The following is a 20,674-nucleotide window of genomic DNA, read 5'->3' on the forward strand; positions in this document are numbered from 1 at the left end:
GTACTGCAGGGTTCGTGCGGGCGCCTACGGGCGGCGCAGCGCGTCGGCCGCGGCCGTGGCGGCGGGACCGGCCGCGAGCTCGGTCTCCAGGAGCTGCTTGCCGAGCAGCTCGGGGTCCGGGAGCTCCATCGGGTAGACCCCGTCGAAGCAGGCGCGGCAGAGGTTGTCCTTGGGGATGGTGGTCGCCTCGATCATCGCGTCCGTCGAGATGTACGAGAGCGAGTCGGCGCCCAGCGAGGTGCCGATCTCGTCGATCGTCATCCCGTTGGCGATCAGCTCGGCGCGGGTCGCGAAGTCGATGCCGAAGAAGCACGGCCACTTGACCGGCGGGGACGAGATCCGGATGTGGACCTCGGCGGCCCCGGCCTCGCGCAGCATCTTCACCAGGGCGCGCTGGGTGTTGCCGCGGACGATCGAGTCGTCCACGACCACCAGGCGCTTGCCCCGGATGACTTCCTTGAGCGGGTTCAGCTTGAGGCGGATACCCAGCTGGCGGATGGTCTGCGAGGGCTGGATGAAGGTGCGCCCGACGTAGGCGTTCTTGACCAGGCCCGAGCCGTACGGAATGCCGCTGGCCTCCGCGTAGCCGATGGCCGCGGGGGTGCCGGACTCCGGCGTCGCTATCACCAGGTCGGCCTCGACGGGCGCCTCCTTGGCGAGTTTGCGCCCCATCTCCACGCGGGAGAGGTAGACGTTGCGACCGGCGATGTCGGTGTCGGGACGGGCCAGGTAGACGTACTCGAAGACACAGCCCTTGGGCTTCGCTTCAGCAAATCGGGAGGTCCTGAGACCGTTCTCGTCGATGGCGACGAGCTCGCCCGGCTCGATCTCGCGGACGAAGCTGGCACCGCAGATGTCCAGGGCGGCGGTCTCGGAGGCCACCACCCAGCCGCGCTCCAGGCGGCCGATGACCAGCGGGCGGATGCCCTGCGGGTCGCGGGCGCAGTAGAGCGTCTGCTCGTCCATGAAGACCAGCGAGAAGGCGCCCTGCACCTGGGGAAGGACCTTGGCGGCCGCCTCCTCCACGGTGAGCGGCTTGCCGTCGTCGTCGGTCTGCCCCGCGAGCAGGGCGGTGACGAGGTCGGTGTCGTTGGTCGCGGCGACCTGGGTCGCGCGACCGTTCTCCTTCGGCAGGTCGGCGACCATCTCCGCCAGCTGGGCGGTGTTCACCAGGTTGCCGTTGTGGCCGAGCGCGATCGAGCCGTGGGCGGTCGCCCGGAACGTCGGCTGCGCGTTCTCCCACACGGAGGCACCGGTGGTCGAGTAGCGGGCGTGACCGACCGCGATATGACCCTGGAGGGAGCCGAGGGAAGTCTCGTCGAAGACCTGGGAAACGAGCCCCATGTCCTTGAAGACGAGGATCTGGGAGCCGTTGCTGACCGCGATTCCCGCGGATTCCTGGCCCCGATGCTGGAGGGCGTAAAGCCCGAAGTAAGTGAGCTTGGCGACCTCTTCACCCGGAGCCCAGACGCCGAAGACGCCGCAAGCGTCCTGGGGGCCTTTCTCGCCGGGGAGCAGATCATGATTGAGTCGACCGTCACCACGTGGCACGCCACCGAGTGTAGGCGAGATCGACCACTGGTCCGAATTGGGGATACGGACGAGAGGGGGGTGGTGGGGGGTTTGTGGCTTCTGCCGGGGCGTCTACCGGGGGGTTTTCGCCGGGGGGTGGGAAATGGGGGGGTGGGGAATGTGACGGAGGTCGCGTGGGATGCCTGGCGGGGTGACGTGGGGTAGCGGGTTGACCCCACCGGAGGGTGGGTGGGGGTTGGGCTGCTTTCCCGGGGCTACGCCCCGGTCCCCGGTGGTGGGCTGACCGCGCAGTTCCCCGCGCCCCTTCTTGGCCCGGCCTTTGTCCGCGGCTGCGTGGACGGTTGCTCGCGCAGTTCCCCGCGCCCCTGAAACCCTCGTTCGTCCGCAGGTCGTGGCCGCTTCTCGCGCAGTTCCCCGCGCCCCTGAAACCCTCGTTCGTCCGCAGGTCGTGGCCGCTTCTCGCGCAGTTCCCCGCGCCCCTAGAAGCCGGTGGCTGAGCTGGGTTCTCCGGCTGCCGGGGACTACCTAGGGGCGCGGGGAACTGCGCGAGTAACCCGCCACCGGGCCGCAGGCAAAAGCCGGGTACAAGACCGCCGGGTCGGGCACAGAGGCCGGGGCTTCACCCGCGTAGGGGGAGCAGGGCGCTTACATCCGCGCGTTCGCCGCTCGCCGCCAGCGCCCCCGCGTCCCGCGCCTCGGACCAGCTCTCTCGGCCCGTCGCCAGGCGGAGCCAGGTGAGGGGGTCGGTCTCGACGACGTTCGGCGGGGTGCCCCGCGTGTGCTTGGGCCCCGCCACACACTGCACCACCGCGTACGGCGGGATCCGCACCTCCACCGAACCCCCCGGCGCCTTCGCCGCCAGCGCGTCCGCGAGGAGGCGGGTGCAGGCCGCGAGGGCCTGGCGGTCGTACGGGACGGACAGACCGGGGACGGCCGCGTTCAGGTCGTCGGTGTGGACGCAGAGCTCGACCGTACGCGTGACCAGGAAGTCACCGAGCGACATCGCCCCGTAGGAAGTGGAAACGAGACGCGCGGGCGGGGCTGCCGCCTCGGCGCGCGCCGCGACCTCCTCGTACAGCGTGCTCAGGTCCTGCCCGGCGGCCCGCTCCCAGTCCGGCGCCGGCGCGAAGGGCCACTCCAGCAGGGTGAGTTCCGCAGCGGGCGGCGCCGGCTCGGCCACAGCGCGGGCGACCGCGTCGACCGTCAGCGCGAGATGGACGGCGAGCTCGTGGACCGTCCGGTCACCGAGCCGCGTCGGCCGCGCCGACTGCTCGGGCGTGAGGGTGCGGACGGCGTCCCGTACGTGCGCGAACTGGGCGAGCACGGCGGCGCGCGTCCTCGCCGGGTCGTAGCTGCGCGTGCGCTTCTTGGCCGGTGGCATGGGGCCGAGCCTAGGGGAGCCGTAGGGCGGCGAGCCCTACGGCTGCCTCGTCGCGTAGTCGCCCAGACCCCGTTCCACCAGGTCGAACGCGCGCCTGCCGAGCAGTTCCGCGTCCCGGGCGATCTCCTCGGTGGGGTCGCCCAGGAGCAGCCGCCGGTGGTTCTCGTGGACCAGCGTCGCGCGCGTGCCCATCAGCTGGGCCGCCGCCACCCGGGCCATCACCGGGTCACCGGTCTCCTCGGTCAGGGCCTCGGCCACCAGCTCGGAGCTCTGGAACAGGGCCGCCTGGGCGCGGGTGAGCAGGACCGGGGTCTCGATGATCAGCCGGGTCAGCTGGACCACCAGCGGCTCGCCGTCGAGCCCGATGGAGGCGTCGCGCTCCTCGACGGCCGTCAGATAGTGGCGGCGCACCGCGGCGACGGCGGACTCGCCCGGCGGCCGGTCGCGCAGGGCCTGGGCGACGTCCCGGGTGTGCTCCTCGACCGGCTGGAGCACCAGGTCCTCCTTGCCGGCGAAGTGGTTGAAGACGGTCATCTTCGACACCTCGGCGGCCTCGGCGATCTCCGCGACGGAGACCTTGTCGAAGCCCCGCTCGGCGAAGAGCTCCAGCGCGGTGGCCATCAGCCGCCGCCGGGTCTGGAACTTCTTGCGCTCACGCAGCCCCATCCGGGCCAGTGCCAACTCGTTCGCCATGGCCCCAGCCTAGCAGCGCGGTGTACCCGGATGAATTTTGATCCTGGATAAAAAGTTGACTCGGTACATGGATGGGCGGCATGGTGGTGCCACGAGCTGCTGCCCTGTAGCTGTCCGTCCCGTAGGGGGTAACCGTCATGCCCAAGACCCTGAGCACAGCCATGCCGAAAACGGCGCCCACGCCCGCCGATACGGGCGGCGGCCCCGCGATGTCGACCGCCCAGCGCAGGATCGGCCTGGCCCTGTGCCTGGTCACGATCCTGCTCGCGGTGCTCGACATGAACATCGTGTCGGCGGCCACCGTCCCGATCGTCCAGGACCTCGACCCGGCCCATGGAGTCGACAAGATCCCCTGGCTGATCAGCGCGTTCGCGCTCGCCTCGGCGGCCGTGCTGCCGCTGTACGGGAAGCTCTGCGACACCATCGGCGCCAAGAAGGTCTACGTCGGCGCGATCGCCACCTTCCTGGTCGGCTCGGCGCTGTGCGGGGCCGCGCAGTCCATGGGCGAACTGATCGCGGCCCGTGCCTTGCAGGGCATCGGCGGCGGCGGGCTGATGAGCGTGACGATGGTGGTGCTCGCGCAGCTGTCCGGGCCGGGGGACGGTACCGGCCGGGGCAAGGGCGGCAGCATCGGCGGCATCGTGGCCGGCGCGGGGATGGCGCTCGGCCCGTGGCTCGGCGGCACGCTCGCCGACCACGCGAGCTGGCGCTGGATCTTCTACGTGAACCTGCCCGTCGGGCTCGCCGTGCTCGTCGCCGCCGTGCTCGTCCTGCGGCTGCCGGTCACTCCCGTACGCCACCGGATCGACTTCCTCGGCGCGGTCCTCGCGGCCGCCTTCTCGGTCTCGCTGCTGCTGATGACGGAGTGGGGCGGCAAGGACTACGCCTGGTCCTCGCCCGTGATCATCGGGCTCGCGGTGGCCAGCGCGGCGTCGCTCGCGCTGTTCCTGCGCCGCCAGACGACGGCCGCCGAGCCGATCCTGCCGCTGTCCATGTTCAAGGTCCCCACGGTCCGGCTCGGCTTCGCGATCCAGGGGCTCGTCGGGGCGGCGATGATGGGCGCCCTGGTGTACGTGATGATCTACCTTCAGGTCGTCCGGGGCATCGAGCCGACCTCCGCCGGGCTGTTCCTCATCCCCATGGCCGTGGGCATGACGGCGGTCGGCCTGGCCTCGGAGCGGCTGGCCGCGCGGGGCTGGTCGCAGAAGACGTTCGTGCTGGCGGGGACGGTGGCGGCGGGCCTGGCGCTCGGGCTGCTCGCCACGACGTCCGTGACGACGTCGCTGTGGCTGATCCGGGCCGAACTCCTGCTGATGGGCGCGGGCTTCGGCCTCCTGATCGGCCAGCTCATCCAGCTGGTGCAGGCGGCGGCGCCGCGCCACCAGCTCGGTGTGGCGACCACGGGGGTGCGGTTCTTCCAGACGCTGGGGAACGCGCTGGGGGCGGCGGTGTTCGGGACGGTGCTGAGCCGGGTGTACGAGTCGTCGGGCCCGGGCGGGTCGACGAGCGCGCTCGCCTCGCTTCGGGGGGAGGCTCGGGAGGCCGGGGTCCATGCGCTGACGTCGGGGATGGATGTGGTGTTTCTGGTGGCGGCGGGGGTTATGGCGGGGGCGGGGGTTATGGCCACGCGCTTGCCGGCTGCCCGGGGTTGAGCCCCCCACCCCGCCCCTTCCCTAAACCCTCCGGGGGCGGGAGGGGGCGGAGGTGTTCTCCCGGGGGCTACGCCCCCGACCCCCTGACCGGGGCTGCGCCCCTGAACCCGCCTTCGCCTGCGGCCCGGTGGGCGGCTGGTCGCGCAGTTCCCCGCGCCCCTGGAAACCGCCTTCGTCTGCGGGCCGTGACCGGTTGATCGCGCAGTTCCCCGCGCCCCTGAAAACCCTCGTTCGTCCGCAGGTCGTGGCCGGTTGCTCGCGCAGTTCCCCGCGCCCCTGAAAGGCTGTGGCTGAGCTGGGTTCTCCGGCTGGCCCCGACCTCCTAGGGGCGCGGGGAACTGCGCGATCAGCCCCCACCGGGCCGCAGACAAAAAACGGGGGTCCGGGGGCAGCGCCCCCGGTAGCCCGCCCCGGCCCCCGCCCGGCCGCCCGCCAGAGGGCTTTCGGGGAGGGGTGGGGTGGGGGCCGAGACACCGCCAGGTACTACGCCAGCAGACCCGGAATCGTGGCCTCGTGCGCCACCCGCAGCTCCGCCAGCGGCAGCTCGAACTCGCCCTGGAGCTCCACGGACGAGCCGTCCACCACACCGACCCGCACCGCCGGCAGCCCCCGCGCCCCGCACATGTCCGTGAAGCGCAGCTCCTCGCTGCGCGGGACCGCGACGACCGCCCGCCCGGCGGACTCGCTGAACAGGAACGTGAAGGGGGACAGACCGTCCGGGACGACCAGCCGCGCGCCGTTCCCGCCGCGCAGGCAGGACTCGACCACGGCCTGGACCAGGCCACCGTCGGACAGGTCGTGCGCCGCGTCGATCATGCCGTCGCGCGAGGCCGAGATCAGGATCTCGCCGAGCAGCTTCTCCCGGTCCAGGTCCACCTTCGGCGGCAGCCCGCCCAGGTGGTCGTGGATGACCTGGGACCACGCCGAGCCACCGAACTCCTCACGCGTGTCGCCGAGCAGGTACAGCAGCTGCCCCTGCTCCGCGAAGGCGATCGGCGTACGGCGCGTGACGTCGTCGATGACGCCCAGGACCGCGACCACCGGCGTCGGGTGGATGGCGGTGTCGCCCGTCTGGTTGTAGAGGGAGACGTTGCCGCCCGTCACCGGCGTACCGAGCTGGAGGCACCCGTCCGCCAGCCCCCGCGTGGCCTCCGCGAACTGCCACATCACGTCCGGGTCCTCGGGGGAGCCGAAGTTGAGGCAGTCGGAGATCGCGAGCGGCTTGGCGCCCGACGCCGCCACGTTCCGGTACGCCTCCGCCAGCGCCAGCTGCGCACCCGTGTACGGGTCGAGCTTCGCGTACCGGCCGTTGCCGTCCGTCGCCATCGCGACGCCGAGGTTCGACTCCTCGTCGATACGGACCATGCCCGCGTCCTCGGGCTGCGCCAGCACCGTGTTGCCCTGCACGAAACGGTCGTACTGGTCCGTGATCCAGGACTTGGAGGCCTGGTTGGGGGAGGAGACGAGCCGCAGGACCTGGGCGCGCAGCTCCTCGCCGGTGGACGGGCGCGGCAGCTTGCCCGCGTCGTCCGCCTGGAGCGCGTCCTGCCAGGAGGGGCGCGCGTACGGACGCTCGTACACCGGGCCCTCGTGGGCGACGGTGCGCGGCGGTACGTCCACGATCTGCTCGCCGTGCCAGAAGATCTCCAGCCGCTCGCCGTCCGTCACCTCACCGATGACCGTGGCGATGACGTCCCACTTCTCGCAGATCTCCATGAAGCGCCCGACGTGCTGCGGCTCCACGACCGCGCACATGCGCTCCTGGGACTCGCTCATCAGGATCTCTTCGGGAGAGAGCGTGGCGTCGCGCAGCGGGACCGTCTCCAGGTCCACCCGCATACCGCCCGAGCCCGCCGAGGCCAGCTCCGAGGTGGCGCAGGACAGGCCCGCGCCGCCGAGGTCCTGGATGCCCGCGACCAGCTTCTCCTTGAAGATCTCCAGGGTGCACTCGATGAGGAGCTTCTCCTGGAACGGGTCACCGACCTGGACGGCGGGGCGCTTGGCCGGGCCGGTCGACTCGAAGGTCTCCGAGGCCAGGACCGAGACACCGCCGATGCCGTCGCCGCCCGTGCGGGCGCCGTACAGGATCACCTTGTTGCCCGGGCCGGACGCCTTCGCGAGGTGGATGTCCTCGTGCTTCATCACGCCGATGCAGCCGGCGTTGACCAGCGGGTTGCCCTGGTAGCACTCGTCGAAGACGACCTCGCCGCCGATGTTCGGCAGGCCGAGGCAGTTGCCGTAGCCGCCGATGCCCGCGACCACGCCCGGCAGGACGCGCTTGGTGTCGGGGTGCTCGGCCGCGCCGAAGCGCAGCGGGTCGACGACCGCGACCGGGCGGGCGCCCATCGCCAGGATGTCGCGGACGATGCCGCCGACACCGGTGGCCGCGCCCTGGTAGGGCTCGATGTACGAGGGGTGGTTGTGGGACTCCACCTTGAAGGTGACGGCGTAGCCCTGGCCGACGTCGACGACGCCCGCGTTCTCGCCGATGCCCACGAGCATCGCGTCGTTCTCGGGGACCTTCTCGCCGAACTGGCGCAGATGCACCTTGCTGCTCTTGTACGAGCAGTGCTCGGACCACATCACGGAGTACATGGCGAGCTCGGCGCCGGTGGGGCGGCGGCCCAGGATCTCGCGGATCCGGGCGTACTCGTCCTCCTTGAGGCCGAGCTCCTTCCACGGCTGCTCGACGTCGGGCGTCCCGGTGGCGTGCTTGACGGTGTCGAGGCTCATCAGGCGTTGACCAGCTTCTTGAGGATCGAGGTGAAGAAACCGAGGCCGTCGGTGCCGCCGGTGCCGATCAGCGGCTCCACGGCGTGCTCGGGGTGCGGCATCAGGCCGACGATGTTCCCGGCGGCGTTGGTGATGCCCGCGATGTCGCGGAGCGAGCCGTTCGGGTTCATGTCCAGGTAGCGGAAGGCCACGCGGCCCTCGGCCTCCAGCTCGTCGAGCGTGCGCTCGTCGGCGACGTACCGGCCGTCCATGTTCTTGAGCGGGACCTGGATCTCCTGGCCCGCCTCGTAGTCGGCGGTCCAGGCGGTCTCCGCGTTCTCCACCCGCAGCTTCTGCTCGCGGCAGATGAAGTGCAGGTGGTTGTTGCGGAGCATGGCGCCCGGCAGCAGGTGCGACTCGGTGAGGACCTGGAAGCCGTTGCAGATGCCGAGGACCGGCATACCGGCCTTCGCCTGCTCGATGACGGTCTCCATCACCGGCGAGAAGCGGGAGATGGCTCCGGCCCGCAGGTAGTCGCCGTAGGAGAAGCCGCCGGCCAGGACGACCGCGTCGACCTGCTTGAGGTCCTTGTCGCGGTGCCACAGCGACACCGGCTCGGCACCCGCGATCCGCACGGCCCGCAGGCTGTCGCGGTCGTCGAGCGTCCCGGGGAAGGTGACGACACCGATGCGGGCAGTCACTTGGACTCCTCGACCTTCACGGTGAAGTCCTCGATGACGGTGTTGGCGAGGAACGTTTCGGCCATCTCGTGGATGCGGGCGAGGGCGGCCTCGTCGAGGGGCCCTTCCACATCGAGCTCGAAACGCTTCCCCTGGCGGACGTCCGCGATCCCCTCGAAGCCGAGACGGGGCAGTGCGCGCTGCACCGCCTGTCCCTGCGGGTCGAGGATCTCCGGCTTGAGCATGACGTCGACTACGACGCGTGCCACTGGCACTCCCGTGGTGGTGTGGTGCGAAGGCGGTTCCCTCAGAGTACCCGGCCGGAAAATCTACGCGAGTAGATATGGAAGGCCCCCGATCACGTTCCGGTTTCGGCCGCGACAACGCGTGGGAAAAATCCCGGGAAAAACCGTCCACGCACATTGCGATCGGACACGCGGATGCAATTGGCTGGGCTTCACAATGCAATGCCTGCCGCTGTACAAAGGCTTCTCGGGCGAAACCCGAGAGAAACAGCATGGCTCCAAAACAGCCGGAAGGCCGGGATCGCCGCACGTCAGACACGTGGGAACGGCGGACCAAAGGAAGGAACCGATATCCGTGGCTCAGCGCGTAGTGGTCACACTCTCCGACGACCTGGACGGCGGAGAAGCGGCGGAAACGGTCACGTTCGGCCTGGACGGGAAGGCCTACGAGATCGATCTCAATCTCGTCAATGCGAAGAAACTGCGTAAGGCTCTGGCGCCCTACGTGAAGGCCGGCCGCAAGCAGTCCCGGTCCGGCAAGGCCTTCCGGCACACCAGCGTCGCCCCCGACCCGGCGGCGGTCCGCGCCTGGGCCCGGTCGCACAACATGGAGGTGCCGACCCGGGGACGCATCCCCAAGAAGGTCTACGAGGCGTTCGGCGCGGCGGACTGACCCGCCGGACGGCGAGCGGGGCCGGGGCCCGGACTGCGGGCCCCGGCAACCGAGTTGCATTGCCCCCCGGGTGATCGGCTAGAGTCTGGAGCACGCCGAGGGGCAAGGTCGAAAGGCCCGGTCCACCGGAGCGTGCGGGTGTAGTTCAGTAGCAGAACATCCCCCTTCCAGGGGGAAGGCGCAGTGTGCAATTCCTGTCACCCGCTCTGCATCATTTACCGACCACTCCGGTGGATCAGGTACAGTGGTGTTCGCAACCGCAGGTGAGAGCCGAGCGGCAGCAATGCGGACGTGGCTCAGTTGGTAGAGCATCACCTTGCCAAGGTGAGGGTCGCGAGTTCGAATCTCGTCGTCCGCTCAGTGAGAGAAGCCCCCGGTCGTCAGACCGGGGGCTTCTTCGTGTCCCGGGCCCCGCTGACATTTGTCATCTGTGCCGGTGACACCGCGCACTGCCCCCGGCCCGGCCGGCGCGGAACGCTGGATCCATGCCAGACGTGATCGAGGTCGAGGAGCTGCGGCGCACCTACGCCGGGGGCTTCGAGGCCGTACGTGGAATCTCCTTCTCCGTGGCGCGCGGTGAACTCTTCGCGCTGCTGGGCACCAACGGCGCGGGCAAGACGTCCACCGTCGAGCTGCTCGAAGGCCTCGCCCCGCCGAGCGCCGGATCGGTGCGGGTGCTCGGCCACGACCCGTACAGCGAACGCGCCGCCGTGCGCCCCCGTACCGGGGTGATGCTCCAGGAGGGCGGCTTCCCCTCCGAGCTGACGGTCGCCGAGACCGTACGGATGTGGGCGGGCTGCACCACCGGCGCCCGGCCGGTGGGCGAGGCGCTGGAGCTCGTCGGGCTCGCCCGGCGCGCCGGCGTCCGCGTCAAGCAGCTGTCCGGCGGCGAGAAGCGGCGGCTGGACCTGGCCCTCGCGCTGCTCGCCCGCCCCGAGGTGCTCTTCCTGGACGAGCCGACCACCGGGCTGGACGCCGAGGGCCGCCACACCACCTGGGAGCTGGTGCGCGAACTGCGCGACGGGGGCACCACCGTGCTGCTGACCACCCACTACCTGGAGGAGGCCGAGGCGCTGGCCGAGCGGCTCGCGATCCTGCACGAAGGGCGCATCGCCGCCGCCGGGCGGGTCGACGAGGTGGTCGCCGCCCAGCCCTCGCACCTCTCCTTCGAGCTGCCCGACGGCTACCACCTGGGCGACCTGCCGCCGCTGGACCGGCTCGGCGTCAGCAGTCACGAGACCGAGGGCCGGACGGTACGGCTGAAGACGAGCGCGCTCCAGCACGCCGCCACCGAGCTGTTGCTGTGGGCCCGGGACAGCCGCGTCGAGCTGCGCGGCCTCGACGTCCGCGCGGCCTCCCTGGAAGAGGCCTTCCTGCACATCGCCCGGGAACAGGAGTCCACCCCATGAGCACGGCGAGCACCACGGAACTGGCGCGGCCGCGCACCGGCGCGCCCCCGGTGAGCACCCCCGCCTCCCGGATGAAGGCGCTCGCACGCGCCGAACTCACCCTCCTCGGCCGCAACAAGTCGGCGATGTTCACCGCCCTCGTACTGCCCGCGATGCTCACCTTCTCCATGAGCACGGCCGTGGACGGCATGGACCTGAAGGAGAGCGGGCTGACCGTCGGCACGGTCCTGCTGCCCGGCTCGCTCGGCTATGTCCTGCTCTTCGCCGTCTACTCGGCGCTGACCGGGGTCTTCGTCGTACGCCGTGAGGAGCTCGTCCTGAAGCGGCTGCGCACCGGCGAGCTGCGCGACCTGGAGATCCTGGCCGGGGCCTCGCTCCCGGCGGTCCTGCTGGCGCTGGTGCAGTGCGTGCTGCTTGCGGCCGGCTGCACGGTGGTGATGGACGTCGCCGCGCCCCGCGCGGTGTGGCTCGCGGTGGCCGGGCTGCTGCTCGGCGCCCTGCTGATGGGTGTGCTGGCGGCGGCCACCGCGGCCTTCACCCGCTCCGCCGAGGCGGCGCAGATCTCGGTGATGCCGATGCTGCTGGTGTCGATGGTGGGCTCCGGGATGACCGTGCCGCAGGACCTCATGCCCGACGCGATGGCCTCGGTCTGCGAACTGCTGCCGCTCTCCCCGGCGATCACCCTGATCAGGGGCGGCTGGACCGGCGCGCTGGACTCCGGCGAGGTGCTCGGCCGGCTCGCCACGGCGGTGGCCTGGACGCTGCTCGGCGTGTTTGCTGTACGCAGGCGGTTCCGCTGGGAACCGCGACGCTGACACGGGGGGACGGACGGGGTGCTCGGGCGGATACGCCGCATCGGCGGCTGGCGAAGGCGCTGGCAGGAGCGCAGCAGGATCCAGAAGATGGACCTGTACACGCGCAACACCATGAAGACGATGCTCTGGTTCTTCCTGGTCACCTGGGGCGCCCTGCCGCTGCTCGCGGCCGGCCCGCGCAGCGCGCCGAGCACCGCCCTCGCCGTGGCGCTGCTGGTGGTGAACGTCGCCCAGTGCGCGGTGGGCACCCGCCGGATCGACCCGGCCTACGACGAGTACCTCGGGCACGGCTCCTTCCCCCGCCGCCTCCTGGTGGCCCCGGCCGTCCTGCTCGCCGTCGGCACCGCGCTGCTCGCCGCGGTCACGGCCACGGACCCGAGCGGGGTGTTCCCGCTGCTCCTCACCGACCTGCCGATCGCGCTGATGATCCCGTACGCCCTGCTGGTCCCGGTCCGCGCCTTCCTGCTGCACTGCCTCGGCTACGCGGCCCTGGTCGCCGCCCTCTTCGCGGCCGCCGGGGTGCGCGGCATGGAGCTGGTCGCGCCGCTGCCGACGCTGATGATCACCGGCGCCCTGATGCTGGTCACGGTCCGGCCCGGGGCCTGGGGGCTGCGCAACATGTGGCAGGCCGAGGAGGCCAGGGACGTGCAGGCGCGGCTCGCCGTCGCCGAGGAACGGCTGCGCTTCGGGCGGGACATGCACGACGTACTGGGCCGCAACCTCGCGGTGATCGCCCTCAAGAGCGAGCTCGCCGTACAGCTGGCCGAGCGCGGGCGGCCGGAGGCGGTGGCCCAGATGATCGAGGTCCAGCGCATCGCGCGGGAGTCGCAACGAGAGGTACGGGAAGTGGTGCGCGGATACCGCGAGGCGGACCTGGGCGTCGAACTCGACGGCGCCCGGGGCGTGCTGGAGGCCGCCGGGATCGACTGCACGGTCGCCGGGGCCGCCGCCGGGCTGCCCGCCGTGGTGCAGTCGGCGCTGGGCTGGGTGGTGCGCGAGGCCACCACCAATGTGCTGCGGCACGGCAACGCCCGCGGGTGCGCGATCCGGCTCACGGCCGAAGGCCCGGCCGTCACCCTGGTCGTGGAGAACGACGGCGTCCCCGCGCTCGCCCCCACCGCCCCCGGCTCGGGCCTGGCCGGGCTGCGCGAACGGCTCGCCCCGATGGGCGGCACCCTGGAGGCGGCCCGCACCGGCGAGCGCTTCGTGCTGACCGCGACCGTGCCGCTGCGCCTGGCCGAGGAGGTGCCGGCATGACGACGCCCGCCCGACCGGCGCCCGTACGCGTCCTGCTCGCCGACGACGAGCATCTGATCCGGGGCGCCCTCGCCGCCCTGCTGGGCCTCGAGGACGATCTGACCGTGGTCGCGGAGGCCGCGTCGGGACCCGAGGCGCTGGCGATGGCGCGGGCGCACCGGCCCGATGTGGCCGTCCTGGACCTTCAGATGCCGGGCGCGGACGGTGTGAGTGTCGCCACATCCCTGCGGGCCGAACTGCCCGGCTGCCGCACCATGATCGTGACGAGCCACGGGCGGCCCGGCCACCTCAAGCGGGCGCTCGCGGCCGGGGTGCGCGGCTTCGTACCGAAGACGGTGAGCGCCCAGCGGCTCGCCGAGATCATCAGGTCCGTACACGCGGGAAACCGCTATGTGGACCCGGAGTTGGCGGCCGACGCCATCTCCGCCGGGGACTCCCCGCTGACCGCCCGCGAGGCCGAGGTCCTGGAGCTCGCGGCCGACGGGGCACCGGTCGCGGAGATCGCCGAGCGAGCCGGGCTCTCCCAGGGAACCGTCCGGAACTACCTCTCCTCGGCCGCCTCGAAGCTCGGTGCCGAGAACCGTCATACGGCGGTGCGTCTCGCCCGCCGCCGCGGTTGGGTATAGTTAGCTGCGCGCTACGGCGCATGCGGACGTGGCTCAGTTGGTAGAGCATCACCTTGCCAAGGTGAGGGTCGCGAGTTCGAATCTCGTCGTCCGCTCAGTGTGAAGCCCCCGGTCGGATCTCCGACCGGGGGCTTCTTCGTTCCTCAGCTCCAGCTGGTGCCGGTCAGCTGCTCGTACGCCTCCAGGTACTTGGCTCGGGTGGCCTCCACGACGTCCTGCGGCAGCGGGGGCGGCGGCTGCTCGCCGTCACGGTCCCAGCCGGAGGCGGCGGAGGTCAGCCAGTCGCGCACGTACTGCTTGTCGTACGACGGCTGGGCGCGGCCCGGCTCCCAGGTCTCGGCGGGCCAGAAGCGCGAGGAGTCGGGCGTGAGCACCTCGTCGGCCAGCACGAGGCGCTCCTCGCCGTCGACGGTCTCGAAGCCGAACTCGAACTTGGTGTCCGCCAGCACGATCCCCCGCTCGCGGGCGATGTCACGGGCGCGGCCGTAGACGGCGAGGGTCGTCTGGCGCAGCAGCGCGGCGGTCTCCGCGCCGACCTGGCGGGCGACCTCCTCGTAACTGACGTTCTCGTCGTGGTCGCCGACGGCGGCCTTGGTGGCGGGCGTGAAGATCGGCGCGGGCAGCTCGGAGCCATTGCTCAGCCCCTCGGGCAGCGCGAGCCCGCAGACCGTGCGGGACTCGTTGTACTCGACGAGCCCGGAGCCGGTGAGATAGCCGCGCGCCACGCACTCGACCGGGACCATCCGCAGCGACTTGCAGACCAGGGTGCGCCCGGCCCAGTCGGCGGGGGCACCCTCGGGCAGGTCGGTGGAGAGCACGTGGTGCGGGACGAGGTCGGAGAGCCGGTCGAACCACCACAGCGAGAGCTGGGTGAGCACCCGGCCCTTGTCGGGGATCTCGGTCGGCAGCACCCAGTCGTACGCGGACATCCGGTCGCTGGCGACCATCACCAGGTCGCCGTCCTCGTTCTGGTAGAGGTCGCGCACCTTGCCCGTGTGGAGGTGGGTCAGGCCCGGGACCTGAATCGGCTCGGGCTTTTCTACAAATCCGGACACGGTTCCTCCGCGTAGATTGATCCAGGAGCGCTTCCGATTCTCTCGCATGTGCCGGGTACCCCGTGACGGGGGCCCGCTGCCGTGCCGGCTAGTCGCGTTTGCAGATCCGGTCCAGAAGGTTGGCCGTGGCGCGCTGGACGCGGGGGTCGGTGTGGCCGGGGCGGTCGAGCGCCGGGGACCAGGCGAAGGTGCCGGAGGCGAAGACCAGCGCGCCGGAGGGGGCCCGGTAGAGCGAGGTCTCCTGGTGCCGGGTCGCGCCCTCGCTGTCGCGGTACGGAGAGTGGGCGAGCAGGATGCGGTCCTGGTGCTCGGGCAGCGCGGTGCGCGGGAAGTAGCGGTCGGCCTCGCCCGCCACCAGCCCGTCGATCTCGTCGCCCTCGCCCGCGCCGGTGGCCTCCCAGAGCCAGTGCTTGGCGTTCCGCACGACCAGCGGCGAGGGCTCGGGCACCCGCCCCGCGTACTGGATCCCGAGCAACTGCTGCTCGGGCCGGGCCACTTCGCGCCACAGCGCCGGGCGCCCCGGTCCGCGCCGCTTGCGGCAGGTCAGCAGCCGGTCGGGCACGCCGGAGGGCGAGGGGGCCAGATCGACCTGCCAGTACAGCGTGTTGGCGGAGAGGAACACCAGCGAGGTCCCGGACTCCCGGGCGAGCTCGACCGTGCGGCGCATGGGGGCCGACCAGTACTCGTCGTGGCCGGGGAAGACCAGGCCCCGGTAGCGGGTCGGATCCACGCGCCCGGCGTGCAGATCGCGGGTGTCGGCGTACGCCAGGTCGTATCCGTACCGCTCGGCCCAGCGGATGAAGTCGTACGCGTGCCCCACGTGCAGCGGCAGGCCGGCGCCCGCGTACGGCCGGTCGAAGGAGACCGTGATGGCCGCGTCCTCCTCGCCGAGGAGGCGCCCCTCCTCGTCCCACGCGTGGTAGAGCGAGGCGCCGGTGCGGCCGTCCTCCGGGAAGAGGTTGTAGGCCTGCCAGGTGATGTCCGGGAGCAGCAGCAGCAGATCGGCCGGATGGCTGTCGCGCACGGTGAACGGGATGTGCGACCGGTACCCGTCGACGGTGGTGAGCACCGCCACATACGCGCCGATCGAGGCGTACGACGGGACCTGGTACCGCCAGGAGAGCCACCAGTGGTGGCAGGAGACCGTGCGGTTGGCGGCGAGCGGCGCGGGCTGCACGATCCCGGCGAGCCGGGGGCTGGTGGCCATGTGGGCGGCGCCGTCCCCCCCGTAGTGCCCGATCCGGTAGATGTCGACCGAGAACTGCTGGGGCGGGTCGACGGTGATGTGGAAGTCGATCGCCTCACCGGGCGCGACGGCTCCGGTGGAGGCGAACCCCTTGATCTGCTTCCGTACGTCGTCGGCCGTCCGGGGCCCGGAGGCACTGCCGACGCCGGGCCGGGCGGGCTCCACGTACCAGGGCACCACGTGCCCGGTGTCGTCGAAGTAGTGCTCCCCGCCGCGCAGCCAGGGCAACGGCCCCTGCCCGAAGGGATCCGAGACGGCGTGCGCGAGCGCCCCCGACTCCCACCGCCGGATCTGCTCCGCCCCCATGCCACTCCCCTCCTCACTCCCCCACCGCTGCCGGTCAGCGGCCGGTCTCCAGCACATCACATAACGCACGCACTCCGTCACTGTTCGTCGCGAATTGACGTAATACGGAACCCACACCTCCGTTTCTGGTTCACCGGGGGCGCGGGGAACTGCGCGACCAGCCCGCCACCGAGCCGCGGACGAACGGGGTACGGGGGCACGGCCCCGCGCGGGGACCGGGGGCGCAGCCTCCGGGTCAGACGAGCCGAACCGGCTTCTCCGGCCGCACTCCCACCCCCACCAACCACCGCCGCAGCGGCTCCGCGTCCCCCTCCTCCAGCAGCGCCAGCACCCGCGACGCCAGGTCCGACTTCCGCTCGCCGTCCACCAGCAGCGCGGGCCCGTCCAGCCAGTCCAGCCCCGGCGCCGCCCCCGCCGTGTCGACCGCCGCGCAGCACACCATCGCCGTGACGTGGTCGGCCAGCAGGTCCCGTCCCGTACGCGGCGGCTGGAGCGGGAAGAGCGGGACCGAGTCGCCCCAGAGGTCGGCCGAGGGCAGCGGCGGGCCCGCGGCCTCCTCGACCGCCACCTCCGCCTCGATCCCCGCGGCCAGCGCTACCCCGTCCCGCCCCGCGCCGGTGAGGTGCTCCAGCACCCGCGCCAGCGTCGGGGCGGCGGGCGCGGCGGGCTCCGCTCCCGGCACCGTGTCCATCCCGTCGAGCACCCGGTGCAGCCGGGCCGCCTCCGCACGCCACTTCCGGTCGACGACTTCCTCCGGGTAGTGCTGCCACTCCACCGGCGACCAGTCGGGCCCGGGCCGGGCCGGACCGCCGTGGAACAGCCGGGCGGCGAGCAGCGAGGCCGCCTCGTCGGCCGCCCCCGGCTCCTCCAGGAGGTCGCACGCGGGCCGCTCCCCGAGCCGGGAGGCGAACCCCTCGGCCAGCCGGTCCCGCCGGGACAGCTCGGTCAGCGCCGAGACCACCCCGGCGTCCAGCCGGGACGGCCACCGGCCCATCCGCCAGGCCGGCACCGCCACCCGGGTGAGCAGCCGGTCCCAGCCCGCGTAGGCGAGCCCGACCTGCTCCTGGGCGACGATCCGCAGGCCGTAGTCCACGGTCTGGGCCCGCTCGGAGGCCGCGGCCGCGACCCCCCGCTCCATCTCGGCCGCATGCGCACGGCAGCCGCGCAGCAGCAGCCGGGCGACCGGCCCGACGAAGCAGAGCACCAGCCGGGCCCCCGGGCGCGCGGCCGGGCCGCTGGTCACGGCGACCGCCGCGTCCAGCCCCCGGACGAAACGGCGGGCGGAGGCTATGTCGGGCTGGGCGGACGGCCCGGTGCCGGCCACCACGGGCGCCAGGATGGCCCGCAGCTCGCCGACCCGCATCCACCACAGGAAGGGCGACCCGATCACCAGGACCGGCGCGGCGTCGGTGCGGCGCCGCGCGCCCGGTATGCCCCGCAGCGCGCTCAGCATCCGGGTGCCGGGGCCGGCGCCCCGTACGGAGTGGGCCGGATGGGTGCGGTCCTCCAGCCAGCTGTCGCAGTCGGGAGTGAGCGCTATGGCCGACGGGGCGGGCACGTCGAGGCGGTCGGCCAGGTCCCTCACCAGCCGGTACAGATCCGGCGCCGAGGACTCGGCCAGCTCGACCGTGGGGGAGAGGGCGGGTCTGGCCCGGACGATCACGGCCGTGACCGCGGCGGCGGCCAGCAGCACCACGGCCGCCGCACCGGTCACCGCCCAGCGGGCCGTGTCCCAGCCGCGGCCGTCGATCCGGCCCTGCACGTCCGCGACGAGCAGCACGACGGCGACGGCGGCCGGCAGCAGCGCGACGGCCAGCGCCCTGCTGCGCACCCGCAGCACGGCCAGCGCTCGCGAGCGCGCGGACCGCGCGCCCGCCTCACCACCCATCCCGGAACCGGACACGGCCGGACGTCACCCCCTCTGCCCTGCGTCGGCGTTGCTCACTCCCCCACTGTGGCACCCCCCACTGACATCGCAATGCCGGTGACCCAAGTGCCGGACCGCTCCCGCCGCACCCTAGTTGGACCCCCGCCACCCGTCATCCGGATGGCCCACCCGTCACTCGATGGAATGGCTTTGGGGTGGGGTTCGCGGCGCGATCCGCAGACGAAAAGGTCCGGGGCGCGGCCCCCGATAAGGGCCGCGCCCCGGACCAGGGCCACCGGGATTCAGGCCTCACGCCTGGGCGTCGGCCGCCCGCAGCGCGATGTCCGTACGGTGCTGCGACCCGTCCAGCCGGATACGCCCGACCGCCGCGTACGCCCGCTCGCGGGCCTGCGCCAAGTCCGCCCCGGTCGCGGTGACCGAAAGCACCCGTCCGCCCGCGCTGAGGACCGCGCCGCCCTCGCGCCGGGTCCCCGCGTGCAGGACGTACGCGTGCGGCGCGTCCAGCTCCGCGACCTGGTCCAGGCCCTCGATCGGGTCGCCCGTCCGGGGCGTACCGGGGTAGTTGTGCGACGCCACGACGACCGTGACGGCCGCCTCGTCGCGCCAGCTCAGCGGCGGCTGGGCGTCCAGCGTCCCGTTGGCCGAGTGCAGCAGCACACCCGCCAGCGGCGTCTTCAGCCGGGCGAGCACGACCTGCGTCTCGGGGTCGCCGAAGCGGGCGTTGAACTCGATGACCCGCACTCCGCGCGAGGTGATCGCGAGGCCCGCGTACAGCAGACCGGAGAACGGCGTGCCCCGGCGGCGCAGTTCGTCGACCGTCGGCTGGAGCACGCTCGCCATGACCTCGTCGACGAGCTTGGGGTCGGCCCACGGCAGCGGCGAGTACGCGCCCATGCCACCGGTGTTGGGGCCCTCGTCGCCGTCGAGCGCGCGCTTGAAGTCCTGCGCGGGCTGGAGCGGCAGCACGGTCACGCCGTCGGTGATCGCGAAGAGCGAGACCTCGGGGCCGTCGAGGAACTCCTCGATGACGACCCGGTCGCAGGCGAGCGCGTGCGCGCGGGCCGCCTCGACGTCCTCGGTGACGACGACGCCCTTGCCGGCCGCGAGGCCGTCGTCCTTGACCACGTACGGGGCGCCGAACGCGTCCAGCGCCTCGTCGATCTCGGCCGGGGTGGTGCAGACGTAGGACCGGGCGGTGGGCACGTTCGCCGCCGCCATCACGTCCTTGGCGAAGGCCTTGGAGCCTTCCAGCCGCGCCGCCTCGCCCGAGGGGCCGAAGCAGGGGATGCCCGCGGCCCGTACGGCGTCGGCGACCCCGGCGACCAGCGGCGCCTCGGGTCCGACGACGACCAGGTCGGCGTGGAGCGAGGCCGCGAGGCGGGTGACCGCCTCGCCGTCCAGCTGGTCCACGGGGTGGAGCTCGGCGACCTCCGCGATCCCGGCGTTGCCGGGGGCGCAGTGCAGCGCCGTCACGTCGGGGTCGAGGGACAGGGAACGGCACAGGGCGTGTTCGCGGGCGCCGCCGCCGATGACAAGGACCTTCACGGCAGCCAGCCTAACCGCCGTGGCGGATTCTCCCTCGTACGGGTCACCGAACCCCGGGCCGCTACTCGTTCGTATATTCCTCCACCACCGTCGCGCCGAGCTCGCGGACGATGAGGTCGTGGCCGGAGAGCGCGTTGTCCACCAGGTCGGGGTCGTCGTCCTCCGGAACGTCGTCCTCCGGGCGCACCGGCGGGGGCTCCTGGGCCATCGGCGCGGGGGCCTGGTGCGCGGCCTGGGGCCGCGTGGGCGGGGGAGCCTGCGGCGACTGCCGTACGGGCGCGGGGGCGGCCGGGGCCGCCGGGGACGGGGCCGGGGACTGCTGCGGGCGGGAGGGGGCCGCGGGGGCCGTGAAGCCGCCGCCCTGGCCGCCGTGGCCGCCGTGGCCACCCGGGGCGCCCTGCTGGCCGCCGCCGAAGTTGCCCGCCGCGGCCGGGGGCTGGGAGCCGCCGGACGGGTCGATGATCGCCTCGACCTTCCACTGCACCCCGAAGCGCTCGCCGAGCACCCCGCGCAGCACTTCCTCGCTGCCGCTGCTGGCGAAGTTGTCGCGGGCGCCGGCGTTGATGAAGCCGAGCTGGAGGGTGGTGCCGTCGAATCCGGCCACCTGGGCGTTCTGGCTCAGCAGGATCCAGGTGAAGCGCCGCTTGTTCTTCACGGCCTCCAGGATGTCCGGCCACATGTTCCGTACGTGGACGGCACTGCCGGGGTTGGCGGCGGGGGCGGCGGCGCCAGGAGCGGGGGTCTGGGGCTGCGCGGCCGGGGCGGGCGCGGGGGCGGCGGAGGGCCAGGCGCCGGCGCCGCCGGAGGGGGCGCCTGCGGGGGCGGCGTTCGCGGTACCGGTCGTCCCACCGGCGCCCGGCCAGGCACCGGGTCGCTGACCGCCTCCGCCCGGAGCGGCGGCACCGGGCCAGGCGCCCGGGGCGGGGGCCTGGGGGGCGGCGGGCTCGGGGGCCGGGGG

General features: G+C 72.6%; 16 protein-coding genes, 3 tRNA genes and 1 pseudogene. 9 read left to right on the forward strand and 11 right to left on the reverse strand.

All coding sequences use genetic code 11. The features are described from left to right. Positions 1-24 precede the first annotated feature (24 nt). The 3 genes from purF to ABD236_RS31615 form a co-directional block, all read right to left on the reverse strand. Positions 25-1,551 (reverse strand): amidophosphoribosyltransferase, encoded by a 1,527-nt coding sequence (gene purF / locus ABD236_RS31605; RefSeq protein WP_344079880.1) that lies wholly within the window; start codon positions 1,549-1,551, stop codon positions 25-27. A gap of 601 nt (positions 1,552-2,152) precedes the next feature. Further along, positions 2,153-2,914, reverse strand: a complete 762-nt coding sequence (locus tag ABD236_RS31610) for a sterol carrier family protein (protein WP_344079883.1) — start codon at positions 2,912-2,914, stop codon at positions 2,153-2,155. A gap of 36 nt (positions 2,915-2,950) precedes the next feature. Further along, positions 2,951-3,607, reverse strand: a complete 657-nt coding sequence (locus ABD236_RS31615; RefSeq protein ID WP_344079886.1) for a TetR/AcrR family transcriptional regulator — start codon at positions 3,605-3,607, stop codon at positions 2,951-2,953. 209 nt (positions 3,608-3,816) lie between these two features. Here ABD236_RS31615 and ABD236_RS31620 point away from each other — a divergent pair, with 209 nt between their 5' ends. Further along, the gene (locus ABD236_RS31620) at positions 3,817-5,259 is read left to right on the forward strand and encodes an MFS transporter (protein ID WP_344079924.1); all 1,443 of its coding nucleotides are present in this window, start codon (positions 3,817-3,819) and stop codon (positions 5,257-5,259) included. Between the two features lie 483 nt (positions 5,260-5,742). On the opposite strand, the gene purL is transcribed toward ABD236_RS31620, so the two are convergent. From purL to purS, 3 genes are read right to left on the reverse strand one after another with little or no spacing between them, the layout of a single operon-like run. Beyond that, the gene (purL, locus tag ABD236_RS31625) at positions 5,743-7,992 is read right to left on the reverse strand and encodes a phosphoribosylformylglycinamidine synthase subunit PurL (RefSeq protein WP_344079889.1); all 2,250 of its coding nucleotides are present in this window, start codon (positions 7,990-7,992) and stop codon (positions 5,743-5,745) included. Continuing rightward, a complete protein-coding gene (purQ, locus tag ABD236_RS31630; RefSeq protein WP_344079892.1) occupies positions 7,992-8,672 on the reverse strand; it encodes a phosphoribosylformylglycinamidine synthase subunit PurQ in 681 nt (226 codons plus the stop codon). The genes purL and purQ overlap by 1 nt, the downstream gene beginning before the upstream one ends. Beyond that, positions 8,669-8,920, reverse strand: coding sequence for a phosphoribosylformylglycinamidine synthase subunit PurS (gene purS / locus ABD236_RS31635; RefSeq protein WP_067162360.1), 252 nt, complete (start codon positions 8,918-8,920; stop codon positions 8,669-8,671). Before purS ends, purQ begins: the two co-directional genes overlap by 4 nt. 331 nt (positions 8,921-9,251) lie before the next feature. Between purS and ABD236_RS31640 the strand changes: the two genes are divergently transcribed. The 8 genes from ABD236_RS31640 (at position 9,252) to ABD236_RS31675 (ending at position 13,771) form a co-directional block, all read left to right on the forward strand. Then, complete coding sequence (locus tag ABD236_RS31640; RefSeq protein ID WP_344079896.1) at positions 9,252-9,569, forward strand: histone-like nucleoid-structuring protein Lsr2; 318 nt, start codon at positions 9,252-9,254, stop codon at positions 9,567-9,569. A 134-nt stretch (positions 9,570-9,703) separates the two neighbouring features. Continuing rightward, positions 9,704-9,775 (forward strand) — tRNA-Gly (locus ABD236_RS31645). 79 nt (positions 9,776-9,854) lie between these two features. After that, positions 9,855-9,927, forward strand: a tRNA-Gly gene (locus ABD236_RS31650). 127 nt (positions 9,928-10,054) lie between these two features. Then, positions 10,055-10,978, forward strand: coding sequence for an ABC transporter ATP-binding protein (locus tag ABD236_RS31655; protein ID WP_344079899.1), 924 nt, complete (start codon positions 10,055-10,057; stop codon positions 10,976-10,978). Then, positions 10,975-11,793: an ABC transporter permease gene (locus ABD236_RS31660; RefSeq protein ID WP_344079902.1), complete on the forward strand. Its 819-nt coding sequence runs from the start codon at positions 10,975-10,977 to the stop codon at positions 11,791-11,793. Before ABD236_RS31655 ends, ABD236_RS31660 begins: the two co-directional genes overlap by 4 nt. An 87-nt stretch (positions 11,794-11,880) precedes the next feature. Beyond that, entirely contained in the window at positions 11,881-13,050 is a 1,170-nt protein-coding gene (locus ABD236_RS31665) for a sensor histidine kinase (protein WP_344079905.1), read from the forward strand. Continuing rightward, entirely contained in the window at positions 13,047-13,676 is a 630-nt protein-coding gene (locus ABD236_RS31670; protein ID WP_344079908.1) for a response regulator, read from the forward strand. Before ABD236_RS31665 ends, ABD236_RS31670 begins: the two co-directional genes overlap by 4 nt. 22 nt (positions 13,677-13,698) lie before the next feature. Beyond that, a tRNA-Gly gene (locus ABD236_RS31675) sits at positions 13,699-13,771 on the forward strand. Positions 13,772-13,819: 48 nt separating this feature from the next. On the opposite strand, the gene ABD236_RS31680 is transcribed toward ABD236_RS31675, so the two are convergent. The 5 genes and pseudogenes from ABD236_RS31680 to ABD236_RS31700 all read right to left on the reverse strand — a co-directional run. Further along, a complete protein-coding gene (locus ABD236_RS31680) occupies positions 13,820-14,731 on the reverse strand; it encodes a phosphoribosylaminoimidazolesuccinocarboxamide synthase (protein WP_344079912.1) in 912 nt (303 codons plus the stop codon). Between the two features lie 88 nt (positions 14,732-14,819). Continuing rightward, a complete protein-coding gene (locus ABD236_RS31685; RefSeq protein WP_344079915.1) occupies positions 14,820-16,283 on the reverse strand; it encodes a N,N-dimethylformamidase beta subunit family domain-containing protein in 1,464 nt (487 codons plus the stop codon). A gap of 235 nt (positions 16,284-16,518) precedes the next feature. Further along, positions 16,519-18,186, reverse strand: a complete 1,668-nt coding sequence (locus tag ABD236_RS31690; RefSeq protein ID WP_344079918.1) for a hypothetical protein — start codon at positions 18,184-18,186, stop codon at positions 16,519-16,521. Between the two features lie 273 nt (positions 18,187-18,459). Further along, positions 18,460-19,716: a phosphoribosylamine--glycine ligase gene (gene purD / locus ABD236_RS31695; protein WP_344079921.1), complete on the reverse strand. Its 1,257-nt coding sequence runs from the start codon at positions 19,714-19,716 to the stop codon at positions 18,460-18,462. 61 nt (positions 19,717-19,777) lie between these two features. Further along, a pseudogene (locus ABD236_RS31700) lies at positions 19,778-20,674 on the reverse strand (DNA polymerase III subunit gamma and tau); the annotation flags it as partial.

The organism is Streptomyces crystallinus, from assembly GCF_039521265.1.
Taxonomy (GTDB): Bacteria; Actinomycetota; Actinomycetes; order Streptomycetales; family Streptomycetaceae; genus Streptomyces; species Streptomyces crystallinus.